This window comes from Variovorax sp. GW823-FHT02B07, from assembly GCF_058797695.1.
Genome location: NZ_JBXAJX010000004.1, coordinates 209,316 through 225,083, shown reverse-complemented (window position 1 = coordinate 225,083; position 15,768 = coordinate 209,316). Strand labels below are relative to the sequence as shown.

The window sequence follows — 15,768 nt, the reverse complement described above, 5'->3', positions numbered from 1 at the left end:
CCCCGGGGGACTCTAGTTCTGGGCGAGTTTGCGGGCCCGCGCGATCGACATCAGGATGCCCAGCCCCAGCCCCAGCGTGACCATGGCGGTGCCGCCGTAGCTGATGAACGGCAGCGGCACGCCCACCACCGGCAGGATGCCGCTGACCATGCCCATGTTCACGAAGGCGTAGGTGAAGAAGATCATGGTCACCGCCCCGGCCAGCAGGCGCGAGAACAGCGTGGGCGCGTTCAGCGCGATGGTCAGCCCGCGGAAGATCAGCAGGATGAAGGCCGCGATCAGCGCCAGGTTGCCGATCAGGCCGAATTCCTCGGAGTACGCCGCGAAGATGAAGTCGGTGGTGCGCTCGGGAATGAATTCGAGGTGCGTCTGCGTGCCCTGCATGAAGCCCTTGCCGCCCACGCCGCCCGAGCCGATGGCGATCATCCCCTGGATGATGTGGAAGCCCTTGCCCAGCGGGTCCTTGCTGGGGTCGAGCAGCGTGCACACGCGCTGCTTCTGGTAGTCGTGCAGCACGCGCCAGTCGACGCCGTCGACGCACAGCTGCGACTCGAAACCCACGATCAGCGTGATGGCCACCGCGCCGAGCACCACCGGCGGCACGATCAGCTTCCACGGCAGCCCGGCAAAGAAGATCACCGCCAGCCCGGCCGCCAGCACCAGCAGCGAGGTGCCCAGGTCGGGCTGCTTCATGATGAGCCCGACCGGCACCGCCAGCAGCAGCGTCGCCACCACGAAGTCGAGCGGGCGCAGCTGGCCTTCGCGGCGCTGGAACCACCAGGCCAGCATGAGCGGCATCGCGATCTTGAGGATTTCGCTGGGCTGGATCACCACGCCCACGTTGATCCAGCGCTGGGCGCCCTTCTTGGTGATGCCGAACAGCGCCACCGCGATCAGCAGCGCCACCCCGGCCGCATACAGCGGCACGGCGAACGCCATGAGCCGCTGCGGCGGCACCTGCGCCACCACGAACATGATGCCGCCGGCCAGCAGCATGTTGCGGCCATGGTCGAGAAAGCGCGTGCCATGGTCGTAGCCGGAGGAATACATGGTGAGCAGCCCGGCAAAGGCGAGCAGCATCACGGCAAAGGCCAGGAAGCCGTCGAAGCCCTGGAAGATGGGCGCAATGCGACGCGCCAGGGAGGGCTGGTTAAACACGGCAGACATGATGGGGGCGGATTATCCCCGCCCCGCCCACCCCTTCAGTCGAAAACGAGCTGAACGACCGTGCGCCCCGGTCGGCTTTCGATCGCCAGCCGGGCCCCGATGGCCGCGGCACGCTTCGACAGCGCCTCCGGCACCTCGACGGCGTCGAAGCCCACGCCGTTGTCGATCACCCGCAGGCGCACGGCGCCGTCGCGCGCGTCGGCCTCGATGCGCAGCGCGCTCGCGTGGGCATGCTGCAGCACGTTCGAGATGGCCTCGAACAGCAGGAACTGCAGCTGCCGCGTGGCGTGGGCGTCGAGCTGCGTCACCGGGGGCAGTTCGTCCACGCCCCATTCGAAGGCGATGTCCGCAGCGGCCAGCCGGGGTTCCAGCCGGTAGCGCAGCGCCGCCAGCAGCGCGCCGATGTCGCCGGGCGGCAGGTGGATGGAGTCGATCGACAGCTTGAGCTGATCGAGCGAGTCGCGCAGGGTGCGCAGCAGTTCCTCGGGGCTGGTCTGGCCCGACTGCAACTGGCGGATCGCCGAGCTGATGTGCGAGCCCACGCCGTCGTGCATGTCGCGCAGGATGCGCTCGCGCTCGTGGGTGCGCGCCTGGTCGCGGGCCACCTCCTCCAGCTCGGCGTAGGTGGAGGCCAGTTCGCGTTCGCGCTGCGCCACCCGGTCGGCCAGCGTCTTGACCCAGCCGCGCGCCTGCACGCTCGCGAAGTGGAAACGCCGCAGCACGATCAGCAGCAGCGCCACCCCGAACATCACCGAGGAATAGCGCACCCAGGTGGTCTCGCCGTAGGCGTCGCTCAGGCGGATCACCAGCCAGTCGCGCGTGCCGAAGGCCACCGTGACCAGCGCGGCGCCGGCCACCAGCAGCCGCTCGACGCTGGGTCGGCGCACCGTGGCGACGGCAAAGGCGATCACGAAGCCGACGACGATCGTGATCTCGACCGCCAGCCAGGCCGTGAGCCAGCGCGGCTCCTCGCGGTTCAGCGCCAGCCAGGTGAACACCACGGTGCCGGCCACCACGGCCGCCGTCGGCCAACGCACCCAGCGCGTGCGCGGGCTCTGGGCCCAGTCGGCGAGGTGGTAGCAAAACATCATGGCGGAGGCGGCCCAGCCCGCGTAGCAGCCGGCCATCAGCACGCCCCACAGCTGCCACGGCAGCGGCGGCTCGGGAATCATGGCGTCGGCCACCCGCAGCGCCCAGCAGAACTCGGCGACCGCGGCCCAGAAGTAGAGAGCGTCGCGCTGGCGGCGGCCGGTCGCGCCGGTGTCGACCTGGGTGAACCACAGCGCCAGCGCGATGCTGCCGACGATGAGGCTGAACGCCGTCAGCAGCACCGACCCCGTGAAGCGCCAGGCGTAGGCGCCTTCGAACAACGCGGTGCGCACCGGCGTCGCCGGCCCGATGGTGACGCGCGACAGGCCGGCGCGCCGTTCGCTGTCGGCGCGGATGCGGATCTGCAGCAGGTTCTCGCCCTCTTTCAGCAGCCGCCCGGGCACCGGCACGTAGACGGGGGCCTTGGCGTAGTCGGCGCGGTTGCCTTGGCCGAGGTCACCATAGGACTGCAGCAGCGCGCCATTGAGCTGCACCTCGAAGACGCTGCCGGCGCGGGGAATGAAGACGCCCCAGGGCACCTCGGGCAGGGTCTCGACCCGGAACGGCAGCTCGAAGCTCGCGAAGCCGGTGCGCCCGCGGTGCCGGCGGTCCCAGTGGTAGGACAGGTCGACCGCTTCGGTCTGCACGACACCGTCGATGGTGGTGGTCACCCTGGCGTGGCGCAGCTCGATCGGCCCCTGCGTCTCCCCTGCGGCGGCGCCCCCCGCGGCAAGCAGCGCCGCCAGCCCGAGCAGGCACAGGAACGCCAGCCGCCGCAGCATCCGCCCTCAGCCCGGGTGGGACAGCAGGCCGAGGCGCGTGGCCTCGAACACCGCTTCGCTCTTGGAATGCACCGCGAGCTTGCCGTAGAGGTTCTTGATGTGGGTCTGCACCGTGTGCACGCTCAGGCCCTTGAGGCGCGCGATCTCGGCGTACGAGAAGCCGCGCGCGATCAGCGTCAGCACCTCGTGCTCGCGCGCCGAGAGCAGGCCGCGGTCGACCTCGTCGAGCGCCGTCTCTGCCGGCGCCGCGCCTGCGGTCCCCGGCACGGCCGCCTGCAGGCTGCGGTACTTGGCGAGCACGCGGCGCGCGATCATGGGCGAGATCGGCGAGGCGCCGGCCTTCATCTCGACGATGGTCTGCGCGATGTCTTCCGGTGCGGCGTCCTTGTGGATGTAGCCGACAGCGCCGGCCTCGATGCTGGCCAGCACGTTCTCCTCGTCGCCGAAGACCGACACCACCAGCGGCTCGCAGCCGGGAAAGCGCGCGACGGCGTCACGGATCACGTCCAGGCCGGTGCCGTCGGGCATGCCGAGGTCGACCAGCAGCACGTCGGGGATGGTCGCGGTCGCGGCCAGCCAGCTGCGCGCTTCCTGCACCGTACCGGCGCTGCCCAGCCAGAACAGGCGCGGGCTGCGCTGCACGCTGGCCTCGAAGAAGGCGCGTGCGCGGCTGTCGTCCTCGACCACGAGCACGCCCCAGCGGCGTGGCATCCCGTCATCCTGTACCTCGGTATTCATGGGATGAAGCATAAGCCTGGGCACCCACCGCCACGCGGGGCCTGCCTCCCTCGTTCATGGGATGCCCCCTGCCAGATGCGTCACGAAACTTGTCTCTTCTTTCTGCCCTTGCGCCGCACCGCCGCCCCCTGCGCGGCCGCACCGTGAATACTTTCGAATTCCAGCCACGCCCTCGCGGCCTTTTCAGGGGCCGATTCGCAGGGATTTGTGGGGTCACCGCGCCGTGAGCGGTGCGGACCTCATGCAAAATTGTCTGAATCCGGCCACGGGGCGCGACCAGCGCACCCCCAGTCACCTCCTCCCATGGAACCGCAAACCACCCATCTGTTGTATCTGCACGGCTTCCGTTCGTCGCCCCGCTCGACCAAGGCGCGGCTGGTGGCGAAGCACGTGGCGCGCGAGCACCCGAACCTGGAGTGGTGGTGCCCGCAGCTGCCGCCGTCGCCGCACGATGCGATCGACATGGTGATGAAGGGCATCGCGCACTGGCCGCGCAAGTCGATGGCGGTGATCGGTTCGTCGCTGGGCGGTTTCTACGCCACCTACGTCGCTGGCATGACCCGCTGCCGCGCCGTGCTGCTCAACCCCGCGGTGCACCCGGCGCGCGACCTCACGCGCTACATCGGCAGCCAGACCGCCTGGCACGATCCGGCCGAGCACTTCTATTTCCAGCCCGAATTCATCCAGGAGCTACGCGCGATGGAAATCGGCGCGCTCACGCGGCCCGAGCGCCTGTTCGCGATCATCGCCAAGGGCGACGAGGCGCTCGACTGGCACGAGATGTCGGCGCGTTACCCCGACAGCCGCATCAAGCTGCTCGAGGGCGGCGACCATGCGCTGTCCGATTTCGAAAAAGCGCACCTCGACGACGTGATGGCGTTCATCAACCCCGTCTAGCGTTCGCCCCGGGCCCGGAAGCGCGCCCGATCCCGCGTGGGAGAATCGCCGGATGTTTGTATTGTTTGAAGAAGCCGGCAAATACCTCGGCGGCCGCATCCTGTCGGAAGCCGAAGCCTCGGCACAGGTCGAGCTCGAGACCGGCAAGCGCGTCAAGGTCAAGGGCGCCAACATCGTTCTGCGTTTCGAGAAGCCGGCCCCGGCCGAGCTGATGGCCGAGGCGCGCACGCTCGCCGCCGCCATGGACCTCGACCTCGCCTGGGAATTCGCGGCCGAAGGCGAGTTCGGCTTTGCCGACCTGGCGGCCGACTATTTCAGCGACAAGCCCTCGCTGGCGCAGCAGGCCGCCGCGCTGTTCGCGCTGTTCGAGGCGCCGCACTACTTCCGCCGCGCGGGCAAGGGGCGCTTCAAGAAGGCCCCGGCCGAGATCGTGCAGCAGGCGCTGGCCGCCATCGAGAAGAAGAAGGCCATCCAGGCGCAGATCGTCGAATGGGCCGGCCAGCTGGCCGAAGGCGTGTGCCCGCCGCCGATCCGCGAGCAGCTCTACAAGATCCTGTTCAAGCCCGACAAGAACGCGCCCGAGTACAAGGCCGTGGTCGACGCCGCGCGCGCCACGCAGCGCCCGCCGCTCGACCTGCTGGAGCGCGCTGGCGCCATCGATTCGCCCTACCAGTTCCACTGGCGGCGCTTCCTGTTCGAGAACTTCCCCAAGGGCACCGGCTTTCCCGCGCTCGCGGCGCCGGCCGTCGCCGACGACCTGCCGCTGGCCGAAGGCGTGCGGGCCTTCTCGATCGACGACTCGCAGACCACCGAAATCGACGACGCGCTGTCGGTGCAGGGCATGGGCAGCGGCACCATCACGGTCGGCATCCACATCGCCGCGCCGGGCCTGGCGCTCACGCCGGGCAGCGCCATCGACGCCGTGGCGCGCGCGCGCATGTCCACCGTGTACATGCCGGGCTACAAGATCACCATGCTGCCCGATGAGGTGGTCGACACCTACACGCTGCTCGAAGGCGGCGACCGTCCGGCCGTGTCGCTCTATGCGCGCTTCGACGAAGCCACGCTCGAGCTGCAGGCCACCGAGACCAAGCTCGAACGCGTGCCGATCGTCGCCAACCTGCGCCACGACCAGCTCGACGCCGTCGTCACGCAGCCCTGGCTCGAAGACGCCACCTTCACCTCCGACAACACCCCCGACGCCGCCGCGAAGCTGCGCGCGCCGCTCTCCTTCCTGTTCCGCCTGGCCAAGCACCTGAAGGCGCAGCGCGAAGTGGTGCGCGGCAAGCCCGAGAACTTCAGCCGGCCCGACTACAACTTCCGCCTCGTCGGCAACGACGGCGCGGAGCCCACCGGCAACGAGCAGGTGCAGATCAGCACGCGCCAGCGCGGCGCACCGCTCGACCTGATCGTGTCCGAGGCCATGATCCTGGCCAACAGCAGCTGGGGCGGCTGGCTGGGCGAGCTCGGCGTGCCGGGCCTGTACCGCAGCCAGGCCAGCCTGGCGCCCGGCATCAAGGTGCGCATGGGCACGCGCGCGCTGCCGCATGCGGGCCTGGGCGTGAAGAGCTACGCCTGGAGCACCTCGCCGCTGCGCCGCTACACCGACCTCGTGAACCAGTGGCAGATCATCGCGGCCGCGCGCCACGGCAAGACCGCAGCGCTGGCCGCGCCCTTCAAGCCGAAGGACGCCGACCTGTTCTCGATCCTGTCGGGCTTCGACGCGGCCTACGCCACGTACAACGCCTACCAGGGCGGCATGGAGCGCTTCTGGACGCTGAAGTACCTGCAGCAGCAGGGCATCACCGAGCTCGAGGCCACGGTCATCAAGGACATTCCCAACGGCGCGCTGGTGCGTGCCGACACGCTGCCGCTGGTGTTCCCGGTGGCCGGCCAGCAGGAGCGCGGCGCGCGCGTGCGCGTGAAGCTCGGCGAGATCGACGAGATCGCGCTCGACGTGAGCGGCACCGTGCTCGAACGCTTCGACGTGCCGCAGGCCGATGCCGCAACCGCTGAGGGCGGCGAGGACGACGAGGAAGAAGTCGCCGGCCCGATCGCCATCGCGGTCGACCTGAGCGACACCGAGGCCGCACCCGACCCGGCGACGACCACGCCTGCATGACCCCCGGTCGAACGACCGGAGACACGCGACCCCTGGAGGAGTTTCGAGAATGAATCTCAAGGACCTCAGCACGCTGCAGATCGCTCTGGGCGTGTCGGTCATCGCGCATGCCGCGTTGCTCGCGGTGCGCTTCGTCGATCCCGAATCGTTCAACCGGGTCTTCAGCGAAACCCCGCTCGAGGTGATCCTGGTCAACAGCAAGACCAACGACAAGCCCGACCCCGCGGCCCGCGTGATGGCGCAGACCACGCTCGCGGGCGGCGGCGACCTCGACAAGGGCCGGGCCACCAGCCCGCTGCCGCCGTCGAGCTTCACCACCATGGGCGACTCGTTCGAGGAGTCGCGCCGCCAGGTCGAGGCCATGCAGGCTCAGCAGATGCAGATGCTGGCGCAGCTCAAGCGCGAGCTGGCCGCCATGCCCGTGCCCGATCCGCGCCAGGCCGGCGACCCGACCGAGGCCGCCGCGCGCGAGGAAAAGCGCCGCCAGATGGTCGCGCTGCTCGCCGAGATCGAGCGCCGCGTGAACGAGGAAAACGCGCGCCCCAAGAAGCGCTACCTGAGCCCCGCCACGCGCGAGGCCGCCTACGCGCTGTACGTCGACACGCTGCGCCGGCGCATCGAGGTCAAGGGCACCGAGAACTTCCCGACCGCGGCCGGCAAGAAGCTCTACGGCGAACTCAAGATGACGGTCACCATCAACCACGACGGGCGCGTGCTCGACACCGTGGTCGACGAGAGCTCGGGCAACACCACGCTCGACCGCCGTGCCCAGGCCATCGTGCGCAGCGTCGGCAACTTCGGCACCTTCACCGACGCCATGCGCAAGCAGACCGACCAGATCGTGCTGCAGTCGCGCTTCAAGTTCACGCGCGACGAGACCATCGAGCTGTCGTCCCAATAGCAACAGCACCCCAGCAGAACACGGAGCATCGGCCATGGATCAGTACTGCGTCATGGGCAACCCCGTCGAGCACAGCCGCTCGCCCCGCATCCACGCGCGCTTTGCCGAACTCTGCGGCCAGCCCATGGCCTACGGCCGGCGCCTGGTGCCGATCGGCGCGTTTGCCGAAGGCATCGCCGCCTTCCGCAGTGAAGCGGCCGCGCAGGGCGACACCGCACGCGGCTGCAACGTCACCGTGCCCTTCAAGTTCGACGCCGCCGCGCTCGCGCAGCACACCAGCGAGCGCGCCACGCTGGCGCAGGCCGTGAACACGCTGCGCTTCGAGGCCGACGGCAGCATCCACGCCGACAACACCGACGGCATCGGCCTGGTCAACGACATCGTGCGCAACGCCGGCGTGCCGCTGGCGGGCCGGTCGCTGCTGCTGATCGGCGCCGGCGGCGCGGCGGCTGGCGTGCTCGGGCCGCTGCTCGACGCGGGCGCCGCGCACGTCGTGGTGGCCAACCGCACGCTCGACAAGGCCATCGCGCTGGTGCAGCGCCACGCCGCGCTCGCGCTGCGCCACGGCGCCACGCTCGAGGCCTGGGCGCTCGACGAGGTGCCGGGCGACTTCGACGTGGTGGTCAACGCCACCGCCTCCAGCCTCGCGGGCGACGCCGTGCCCGTGCGCGCGCAGGTGCTGCGCCCGGGCGCGCTGGCCGTCGACATGATGTACGGCCCCGCCGCCGCAGGCTTCATGGCCTGGGCCGAAGCGCACGGCGCGGTCGCGCGCGACGGCCTCGGCATGCTGGTGGAACAGGCCGCCGAAGCCTTCGAATTCTGGCGCGGCGTGCGCCCGCCGTCGGCCCAGGTGCTGGCCGAGCTGCGCGCCTCGCTCGCCGCCGGCGCATGAAGGGCCTGCTGCGCCTGATCGCCTGCCTCGTGGTGGCGGGCCTGGCGCTCGAACTGTTCTTCGTGGTGCGCATCGCGGCCATGGCGGTGATCGATCCGCAGAGCACGGCCTTCCAGCGCTCCGAAGCCTGGCGCGTCGCCCTCTCGCAGGGCCGCGACGGCGGATGGCGCCAGGACTGGGTGCCGTACACGCAGATCAACGACACCCTCAAGCGCGCCGTGATCGCGAGTGAAGACGCCGGCTTCGTCGACCACAACGGCGTCGAGTGGGAAGCCATCGAGCGTGCGCGGCAGCGCAACGCCCGCGCCGAACAGCTGGCCGCCAAGCGCATGGCGCGCGCGGCTGCACGCGGCAAACCGGTGCAGCCGGCCCCGCTGCGCGGCGGCTCCACCATCACGCAGCAACTCGCGAAGAACCTGCTGCTGTCGGGCGAGCGCACCATGCTGCGCAAGGGCCAGGAGCTGGTGCTCGCCACGCTGCTCGAGGTGCTGCTCGACAAGCGGCGCATCCTCGAGATCTACCTGAACAACGTCGAATGGGGCGAAGGCGTGTTCGGCGCCGAGGCCGCGGCGCAGTACTACTTCAGGAAACCGGCCGCACGCTTGACTTCATACGAAGCCGCGCGCCTGGCCGTGATGCTGCCGAGCCCGAAGTTCTTCGAGCGGCGGCCCAACTCCTCGTACATCAACGGACGGGCATCGACGATCGTGGCGCGGATGCCGGCGGTCGACCTGCCCTGAGCCTGCGCACCGCGCCTTCCACCGCCAGCACGGCGACGAAGCCGATCGCGTAGGCCAGCACGTCCCACCAGTCGGCGGTGGCGCCGAGCACGATGCGCAGCGCGCGGTTCGGAATGTGCAGGTGCCAGGTCGACGCAAGGAACTGCCCGAGTTCCACCAGCAGCCCCACGCCGAAGGCCGCCAGCGCGAGCGGCAGCACGCGCGCGCCGACGAAGGTCTTGAACACCACGTACACCCACGCCACGGCGAGCACGTCGCCGAAGAAGCTTCGCACCCAGCCCCAGCGCGCGCCGACGGTGGCCAGCAGCACGAGCAACACGAAGAGGGCCACCGCCCACGCCAGGGAAAGAAGATCGAATCGCCATCGCATGGCCCGTATCATCGCCTCCATATGCTGGCAAAGCTCACAGGTTGGTTGCTGCTGGGAATCGTCCGATTGCTCACCGGCGCGCAGGCGCGCTGGTACGGCTGTCCGCCGAAAGCCGAGCAGCGCATCTACTTCGCGAATCACCAGAGCCATGCGGACCTCGTGATGATCTGGGCCGCACTGCCCGAAGAGCTGCGCAGCATCACGCGGCCCATCGCGGCGCGCGACTACTGGGCCAACACGCCGGTCAAGCGCTGGATCACGACGGAGGTGTTCAACGCGGTGTATGTGGAGCGGGCGGCCACGGGGGCTGCTCCGGTTGCGCCGCCGCCGGAAACACCGCCTCAGGCACCGCCGCCCGCGGCGCCCATCGCCCCGGACGAGCGCATCGAGCCGTCGATGGAGCCGCTGCTGCCGATCGAAACGGTGGTTCACGCACCGGCCGCCGAAGGCCCGCAGGAGATTCAGGGACAGCTCGATCTTCCCGCGCCCCCGCCGCCTCCACCACCGGTCGCACCGCCGCCGGTCATCGAACCCGAAGCACCGGTCGCCGCGCCCGAGCCGCCCGCCGCCGACCCGCTCGCCCCGCTCATCGACGCGCTGCGCAGCGGCGACTCGATCATCATCTTTCCCGAAGGCACGCGCGGCCACACCGGCGAGCCGCAGAAATTCAAGTCGGGCCTGTACGCCCTGGCGACGATGTTCCCCGACGTGGTGCTCGTGCCGGCCTGGATCGACAACGTGCAGCGCGTCATGCCCAAGGGCGAGATCGTGCCCGTGCCCATCCTGTGCTCCGTCACCTTCGGCGCGCCGATCCGCGTCGAAGCAGGCGAAGAGCGCCGCCCTTTCCTCGACCGTGCGCGTGCCGCCGTGATCGCATTGCGCGACGTCTGAAGGTATGAACCAGTTCCTGCGCAGCCTCAGCCCGACCCAGCAGGTCGCGGCCCTTTTCCTGATCGTCTTCGGCCTGCTCTTCATCGTGAGCACCGCCGTCTTCTTCCTGAGCTTCAAGGAGCGGCGCAACCCGGTGCACGACGAGTCGTGGCAGGCCGAGCTGGCGCATTTCCGCGCGCTGCTGGGCACCACCTGGTTCATGGTGATCGTGTTCTGGATCGGCTGGGCGCTGGGCGAAACGGTGGCCACGGTGCTGTTCGCGCTGATCGCGTTTTTTGCGCTGCGAGAATTCATCACGCTCTCGCCGACGCGGCGCGGCGACCACCGCAGCCTGATCCTCGCGTTCTTTGTGGTGCTGCCGATCCAGTTCTGGCTGGTGGCCACGGCGCGCTTCGACCTGTTCACGGTGTTCATCCCGGTCTACGTGTTCCTCGCCATTCCGGTGGCGAGTGCGCTGGCGAACGACCCGAGCCACTTTCTCGAACGCAACGCCAAGCTGCAGTGGGGCATCATGGTCTGCGTCTACGGCATGAGCCACGTGCCCGCGCTGCTGCTGCTGACCTTCCCGGGCTACGAAGGCAAGAGCGCCTTCCTCGTGTTCTTCCTGGTGTTCGTGGTGCAGACCTCGGTGCTGGTGCAGCACCTGATCTCGCGGCGCATGCAGCGCACGCCGTTCGCGCCGAACGTGAGCCGCAGCTTCAACTGGACCAGCTGGGGCGTCGGCATCGTCGTGGCCAGCCTGGTGGGCGCGCTGTTCTCGTTCATCACGCCGTTCAAGTTCGGGCAGGCGCTCGCGGTGTCGATCATTGCCTGCGTCGCGGGCTCGATGGGCCACCTCGTGATGAAGGCGCTCAAGCGCGACCGCGGCATTCCGAACTGGGGCCAGAAGGGCGTGGGCGTGACCGGCGCCAACGGCCTGCTCGACCGCGTCGATGCGCTGTGCTTCGCGGCGCCGATCTTCTTCCATTCGATCCGCTGGTACTTCAACGTCTGAAGCACCGGGCGGGCGGTGGGCGATCAGACCTTGCGCCGCACCACCCGGTCGAAGGCCTGCTTCGCACGCCGCCCTAGAGCCCTCGTCTTCAGCGCCTGAAGCTCGCGCTTGAGCCGCGTGCGCTGCTCGGCCGAGAGCGCCGTGCCGAAACGCCCGAGTGCCAGCTCCAGCGCCTCGCGCTGCGCCGCCACCCGCCCCTGCCGCCCTTCGGCCTCGGCCAGCCATTCGCACGCATTGGCGACGCGCTCGCGCAAGGCCGTGTCGCCCGACTCGCCGAAGCGCGCGATGAGCACGCGGTAGGCCTTGGCCTGGCCCGGCAGGTCGTCCATCTTGTCGAAGGCCTTGGCCTTGTTGATCATCGACTTGGCGGCCCACAGCTGCAGGGCGCTGTCCCGCGCCATCGCCGTGCGCGCAATCACCTCGTCGTAGCTGGCCACGGCCTCGGCGAAGCGGCCCGCGCGGCGCAGCACGGCGCCCTTGCGGAACAGCGCGCCGGCCACGCGCGCACGCAGGTCGGGCAGTTCGGAATTGCCCCAGCGCGCAACGATCTCGTCGTGCACGCGCATCTCGTCCGCGGGCCGCGCGAGGCGGTCGAGCGCGGTGCTCTTGTATTGCAGGCACAGCGCCACCTGCGACTGCATCTCGGTGGAGGCATCGGCGCCGTAGCGCGCGTCCATCGCGTCGGCCGCCTCGACGACCTCGGCGAAGTGCTCGAGCGCCAGCAGGCAGAAGGTCTTGTGCGACAGGGCGCGGGCGCACTGGCGGCACATCAGCGGGTGCGGCGACGCGGCATGCGCCGCGAGCACCTCGTCGAACAGCGCGATGGCCTCGCGCGATGCGCCCGCGTCGCCGAGCTTGCGGCCTTCGCGGACGGTGTCGCACGCCGCATCGAAGAGCTCGGCCGGCAGCTCGCCGACGTCAAGGCCACCGGTCTTGCGCAGGCGCTTCAGGCAGGCCTCGCGCCCGGCCATGGCCTTCACGCGCAGCTCGCGCAGTTCAGGCGTGGCGCCGTCGCGCGACGCCGCCACGAGCGGCTCGTACACCGCAAGCGCCGCCTCGGGCCGACCCAGCAGGTCGAGCAGCACGAAGCCCTTGTGCAGCAAGGTGGTGGCCACGGTGCGCTGCACCATGGCGTCGCTGTCGCGCGCGAAAGTGCCGAGCAGGCGCTCGCAGGCGGCCAGTGCGGCCTCGCCGTCGCCCTGGTCGCGCAGCCCCACGGCCCATTCGTGGGCGCGCACGGCCGCGAGGCGACGCACCTGCGCGGAGGCGTCGTGGCCGTAGCGGTCGAGCAGCCAGCCGACCAGCTCGGCACGGCGCGCGACCTCGTCGAGCCCGAGGCCGTCGAAGAACAGGGCCAGCGCGCGCACGCCCTCCAGCCGCAGCTCGGGCGCGGCCTCGGCCAGGCCGGTCTCGATCTGGTCGGCCACCTGCAGGCACAGCACCTGCGCCTGCGTGTGCTGCGCCAGTTCGCGCAGGTTGAGCACCGCGGCCAGCCGCGCCCGCGCCACGCGCAGCACCACGCCGGCGTCGGCGCCGCCCTCGAAGCGTTCGATGGCCGCTTCGAGCGTGGCCAATGCGTCCTGCGGCAGGCCACGGTGGTGTTCGATCTCGGCTTTCAGCAGGCGCGCATCGAGCCGCCACGCATCGAGCGCGGCATCGGCCTGTGCGTCGAGCTGCTCGCTCATGAAGTCGCAGGCCTCGCAGCGCGCCGCCGCATCGTCGATGAGCCAGGTGCGCTGGTACAGCGCGTGGGCGATGTGCGCGCGGATCTCGGGCTCGCTGCGCCCGCCGTGCGCAGCCACGAGGCGGTCGAGTGTGGCCAGCGCGTCGGCCGGGCGGTGCAGTTGGCGCAGCACGTGCGCGAGCAGCCGCAGCGCCTGGCAACAGGGCACGACCACGCCGGCGTCGGGCAGCGCACCGAACTCGGCGATCAGCCGGCTGCAGGCGGCGATCGCCTCGCGGCGGCGGCCGAGGTCGCTCAACAGCTCCGCCTGGCGAAAGCTCGCGGCGGCGCGTTCGGCGGGAGATTGCTGCAGGTGCGCGGGCAGGGCCGGGGCGTCGTTCAATGGCTTCGGTTGCTGCTGCGCGGAGGACTCGACTACATTCACCTTCGCTTCCTTGTGTGGCGCGCCCCGCGCGGAGCGGGGCGGAATGCAAGAACGGCGGATTCTGCCCGCGATCCCCCACGCATCGCGCGCGAATTCGCACCTTCTTCAACCTTCCTCACCCAGGCTTAGGCCTTTACGCTTCCTTTTCATGCGGATCCTCGGCATCGACCCCGGTTTGCAGACCACCGGCTTCGGCGTGGTCGATGCGGACGGCCATGCGCTGCGCTACGTGGCCAGCGGCACCATCAGCACCCGACACCTGGGCAGCGGCAACCTGCCGGCGCGCCTGAAGGTGCTGTTCGACGGCATCGGCGAGATCACGGCGCGCTACCAGCCCGAGGCGTCGGCGGTCGAAATCATCTTCGTCAACGTCAACCCGCAGTCGACGCTGCTGCTGGGCCAGGCGCGCGGCGCCTGCGTGACGGCGCTGGTGAGCCACAACCTCTCGGTGGCCGAGTACACGGCGCTGCAGATGAAGAAGGCCGTGGCCGGCCACGGCCAGGCCGCGAAGGCGCAGGTGCAGGAGATGGTGAAGCGCCTGCTCGACCTGCCCGGCCTGCCGGGCGCCGACGCGGCGGATGCGCTGGGCATCGCCATCACGCACGCGCAGGTCGGCCGTTCGATGGCGCGGCTCGCGGAGGCGGCCGAGCTGTCGAAGACCCACGCCGGCACCTACCGGCAAGGGCGTTCGCGCTGAGGCTTCAGCGCACGATGTAGCGCAGGTCGCCCAGGCGCCGGCGGCGTTCGCGCACCTCGGCGGCCACCGACATCGCATCGCCAGCCAACGCCCGCGCGATCCAGCCGGCCAGCTGCGGCATGTCCTCGGGCGTGAAGCCCAGCCGCACGATCTCGGGCACGCCCAGGCGCAGGCCGTTGATGTCGCCGTCGACCGGCGCGATCGGCAGGCCGATGCCGCAGGCCAGCAGGCCGCCCTGGGCCAGCTGCTTCGCGGCGCGTTGCCCGCCGCCCCAGCGCGCAGCCTCGAGCGCGAACTGGTGCGACTGCGTGAAGCCGCGTGCCTTGGCGAACACCGGCAGGCCTTGCGCATCGAGCGCGCGTGCGAGCGCCTGCGCGGTGTCGCGCATCGCCGCCGCATAGGCCGCGCCGTGCACCTTCCAGTCGAGCAGGCCGCGCGCCAGCGCCGCGGTGCGGCCCGCGTCCGAGTTGGCCGTGAGGCCGGGGTAGGCGATGGCGTCGATGCGCGCCATCAGCGCCGCGTCGTTCGACACGATCAGCCCGCCGGCCGGGCCGCCCAGGCTCTTGTAGGTGCTCATCGTGATCGCGTGCGCGCCCTCTTCGAGTGGCTGCGGCCAGGCCTTGCCGGCCACCATGCCCGAGAGGTGCGCGGCATCGAAGAGCACCTTGGCGCCCACGCTGTCGGCCACCTCGCGGATCGCGGGCACCGGGTGCGGGAACAGGTTCAGGCTGCCGCCGATGGTGATGAGCTTGGGCTTCACCTCGCGCGCGAGCTTGGCCAGCGCCATCACGTCGACCGAGTAGCCGTCGGCATCGACCGGCGCCGGCACGGTCTTCAGGCCGTAGAGCCCGGCCGCGCCCGCCGCGTGGTGCGTCACATGGCCGCCGATGGCGGGCGGCGGCGCGATGATCGTGTCGCCGGGCTGGCAGGTCGCCATGAACACGTACAGGTTCGACAGCGCGCCCGAGCTCACGCGCACCTCGGCGAAGCGCGCGCCGAACACCTCGGCCGCCAGCTCGGCGGCAACGACCTCGATGCGCTCGATGGCTTCCAGCCCCATCTCGTACTTGTCGCCCGGGTAGCCCAGCGACGGGCGCGACCCCAGCCCGCGCGACAGCAGCGCCTCGGCGGCGGGGTTCATCACGTTGGTGGCGGGGTTGAGGTTCAGCCCCTCGACGTCGTGGATGCGGTGGCTGTCGGCCACGAGGCGTTCGATCTCGGCGGCCACGCCCGCCGCGTCGCGCGCGGCGGCGTCGGCGGCAATGGCGAGCACGTGGTCCTCGCTGGCGGCGGGAACCCAGGAACGGCGGTGAAGGGCTGCGGGCATGCGGTGTCTCGCTGGGAGTGGTGGAAGGGAATGACCGCATGGTCGCGCCCCGT

At 70.4% G+C, this 15,768-nt stretch carries 14 protein-coding genes; 8 read left to right on the top strand and 6 right to left on the bottom strand.

Annotation, left to right across the window (positions count from 1 at the left end; all coding sequences use genetic code 11):
• Window positions 1–12: 12 nt before the first annotated feature.
• The 3 genes from rodA to AC1RGU_RS21875 are packed head-to-tail and all read right to left on the bottom strand — an operon-like array spanning window position 13 to window position 3,788.
• Window positions 13–1,167 carry a rod shape-determining protein RodA gene (rodA, locus tag AC1RGU_RS21885; protein WP_062481224.1) on the bottom strand — a complete coding sequence of 385 codons (1,155 nt, stop codon included), beginning with the start codon at window positions 1,165–1,167 and terminating at the stop codon, window positions 13–15.
• 35 nt (window positions 1,168–1,202) lie between these two features.
• Window positions 1,203–3,038 carry a sensor histidine kinase gene (locus AC1RGU_RS21880; RefSeq protein WP_492698050.1) on the bottom strand — a complete coding sequence of 612 codons (1,836 nt, stop codon included), beginning with the start codon at window positions 3,036–3,038 and terminating at the stop codon, window positions 1,203–1,205.
• Window positions 3,039–3,044: 6 nt separating this feature from the next.
• Window positions 3,045–3,788 (bottom strand): response regulator, encoded by a 744-nt coding sequence (locus AC1RGU_RS21875; protein ID WP_492698052.1) that lies wholly within the window; start codon window positions 3,786–3,788, stop codon window positions 3,045–3,047.
• Between the two features lie 291 nt (window positions 3,789–4,079).
• Here AC1RGU_RS21875 and AC1RGU_RS21870 point away from each other — a divergent pair, with 291 nt between their 5' ends.
• From AC1RGU_RS21870 to mtgA, 5 genes are read left to right on the top strand one after another with little or no spacing between them, the layout of a single operon-like run.
• Window positions 4,080–4,673, top strand: a complete 594-nt coding sequence (locus tag AC1RGU_RS21870) for a YqiA/YcfP family alpha/beta fold hydrolase (RefSeq protein ID WP_095743618.1) — start codon at window positions 4,080–4,082, stop codon at window positions 4,671–4,673.
• Window positions 4,674–4,725: 52 nt separating this feature from the next.
• Complete coding sequence (locus AC1RGU_RS21865) at window positions 4,726–6,795, top strand: ribonuclease catalytic domain-containing protein (protein ID WP_492698054.1); 2,070 nt, start codon at window positions 4,726–4,728, stop codon at window positions 6,793–6,795.
• Window positions 6,796–6,844: 49 nt separating this feature from the next.
• Window positions 6,845–7,696: an energy transducer TonB gene (locus AC1RGU_RS21860; protein WP_492679253.1), complete on the top strand. Its 852-nt coding sequence runs from the start codon at window positions 6,845–6,847 to the stop codon at window positions 7,694–7,696.
• A 34-nt stretch (window positions 7,697–7,730) separates the two neighbouring features.
• Window positions 7,731–8,588, top strand: coding sequence for a shikimate dehydrogenase (gene aroE / locus AC1RGU_RS21855; RefSeq protein WP_307583035.1), 858 nt, complete (start codon window positions 7,731–7,733; stop codon window positions 8,586–8,588).
• Entirely contained in the window at window positions 8,585–9,328 is a 744-nt protein-coding gene (mtgA, locus tag AC1RGU_RS21850) for a monofunctional biosynthetic peptidoglycan transglycosylase (protein ID WP_307583033.1), read from the top strand. Before aroE ends, mtgA begins: the two co-directional genes overlap by 4 nt.
• Here mtgA and AC1RGU_RS21845 read toward each other — a convergent pair.
• Window positions 9,273–9,710, bottom strand: a complete 438-nt coding sequence (locus AC1RGU_RS21845; protein WP_492698283.1) for a ribosomal maturation YjgA family protein — start codon at window positions 9,708–9,710, stop codon at window positions 9,273–9,275. The genes mtgA and AC1RGU_RS21845 overlap by 56 nt on opposite strands.
• Window positions 9,711–9,719: 9 nt before the next feature.
• Here AC1RGU_RS21845 and AC1RGU_RS21840 point away from each other — a divergent pair, with 9 nt between their 5' ends.
• Entirely contained in the window at window positions 9,720–10,589 is an 870-nt protein-coding gene (locus AC1RGU_RS21840; protein WP_492698056.1) for a lysophospholipid acyltransferase family protein, read from the top strand.
• Between the two features lie 4 nt (window positions 10,590–10,593).
• Window positions 10,594–11,583, top strand: a complete 990-nt coding sequence (locus AC1RGU_RS21835) for a phosphatidate cytidylyltransferase (RefSeq protein ID WP_095948182.1) — start codon at window positions 10,594–10,596, stop codon at window positions 11,581–11,583.
• A 23-nt stretch (window positions 11,584–11,606) separates the two neighbouring features.
• Here the strand turns inward: AC1RGU_RS21835 and AC1RGU_RS21830 are convergent, their stop codons facing one another.
• A complete protein-coding gene (locus AC1RGU_RS21830; RefSeq protein ID WP_492698058.1) occupies window positions 11,607–13,691 on the bottom strand; it encodes a tetratricopeptide repeat protein in 2,085 nt (694 codons plus the stop codon).
• Window positions 13,692–13,839: 148 nt separating this feature from the next.
• Between AC1RGU_RS21830 and ruvC the strand changes: the two genes are divergently transcribed.
• Window positions 13,840–14,388 carry a crossover junction endodeoxyribonuclease RuvC gene (ruvC, locus tag AC1RGU_RS21825; protein ID WP_062474210.1) on the top strand — a complete coding sequence of 183 codons (549 nt, stop codon included), beginning with the start codon at window positions 13,840–13,842 and terminating at the stop codon, window positions 14,386–14,388.
• A 4-nt stretch (window positions 14,389–14,392) separates the two neighbouring features.
• Here the strand turns inward: ruvC and AC1RGU_RS21820 are convergent, their stop codons facing one another.
• A complete protein-coding gene (locus tag AC1RGU_RS21820) occupies window positions 14,393–15,715 on the bottom strand; it encodes an alpha-methylserine aldolase (RefSeq protein ID WP_492698060.1) in 1,323 nt (440 codons plus the stop codon).
• Between the last annotated feature and the right edge of the window lie 53 nt (window positions 15,716–15,768).

Excerpts from the sequence above, each read along its gene's own strand:
- AC1RGU_RS21880 (WP_492698050.1), bottom strand. The coding sequence starts at position 3,038 with ATGCTGCGGCGGCTGGCGTTCCTGTGCCTGCTCGGGCTGGCGGCGCTG.
- AC1RGU_RS21835 (WP_095948182.1), top strand. The coding sequence starts at position 10,594 with ATGAACCAGTTCCTGCGCAGCCTCAGCCCGACCCAGCAGGTCGCGGCC.
- AC1RGU_RS21860 (WP_492679253.1), top strand. The coding sequence starts at position 6,845 with ATGAATCTCAAGGACCTCAGCACGCTGCAGATCGCTCTGGGCGTGTCG.
- aroE (WP_307583035.1), top strand. The coding sequence starts at position 7,731 with ATGGATCAGTACTGCGTCATGGGCAACCCCGTCGAGCACAGCCGCTCG.
- AC1RGU_RS21840 (WP_492698056.1), top strand. The coding sequence starts at position 9,720 with ATGCTGGCAAAGCTCACAGGTTGGTTGCTGCTGGGAATCGTCCGATTG.
- AC1RGU_RS21845 (WP_492698283.1), bottom strand. The coding sequence starts at position 9,710 with ATGATACGGGCCATGCGATGGCGATTCGATCTTCTTTCCCTGGCGTGG.
- AC1RGU_RS21820 (WP_492698060.1), bottom strand. The coding sequence starts at position 15,715 with ATGCCCGCAGCCCTTCACCGCCGTTCCTGGGTTCCCGCCGCCAGCGAG.
- ruvC (WP_062474210.1), top strand. The coding sequence starts at position 13,840 with ATGCGGATCCTCGGCATCGACCCCGGTTTGCAGACCACCGGCTTCGGC.
- mtgA (WP_307583033.1), top strand. The coding sequence starts at position 8,585 with ATGAAGGGCCTGCTGCGCCTGATCGCCTGCCTCGTGGTGGCGGGCCTG.
- AC1RGU_RS21865 (WP_492698054.1), top strand. The coding sequence starts at position 4,726 with ATGTTTGTATTGTTTGAAGAAGCCGGCAAATACCTCGGCGGCCGCATC.
- AC1RGU_RS21875 (WP_492698052.1), bottom strand. The coding sequence starts at position 3,788 with ATGCTTCATCCCATGAATACCGAGGTACAGGATGACGGGATGCCACGC.
- AC1RGU_RS21870 (WP_095743618.1), top strand. The coding sequence starts at position 4,080 with ATGGAACCGCAAACCACCCATCTGTTGTATCTGCACGGCTTCCGTTCG.
- rodA (WP_062481224.1), bottom strand. The coding sequence starts at position 1,167 with ATGTCTGCCGTGTTTAACCAGCCCTCCCTGGCGCGTCGCATTGCGCCC.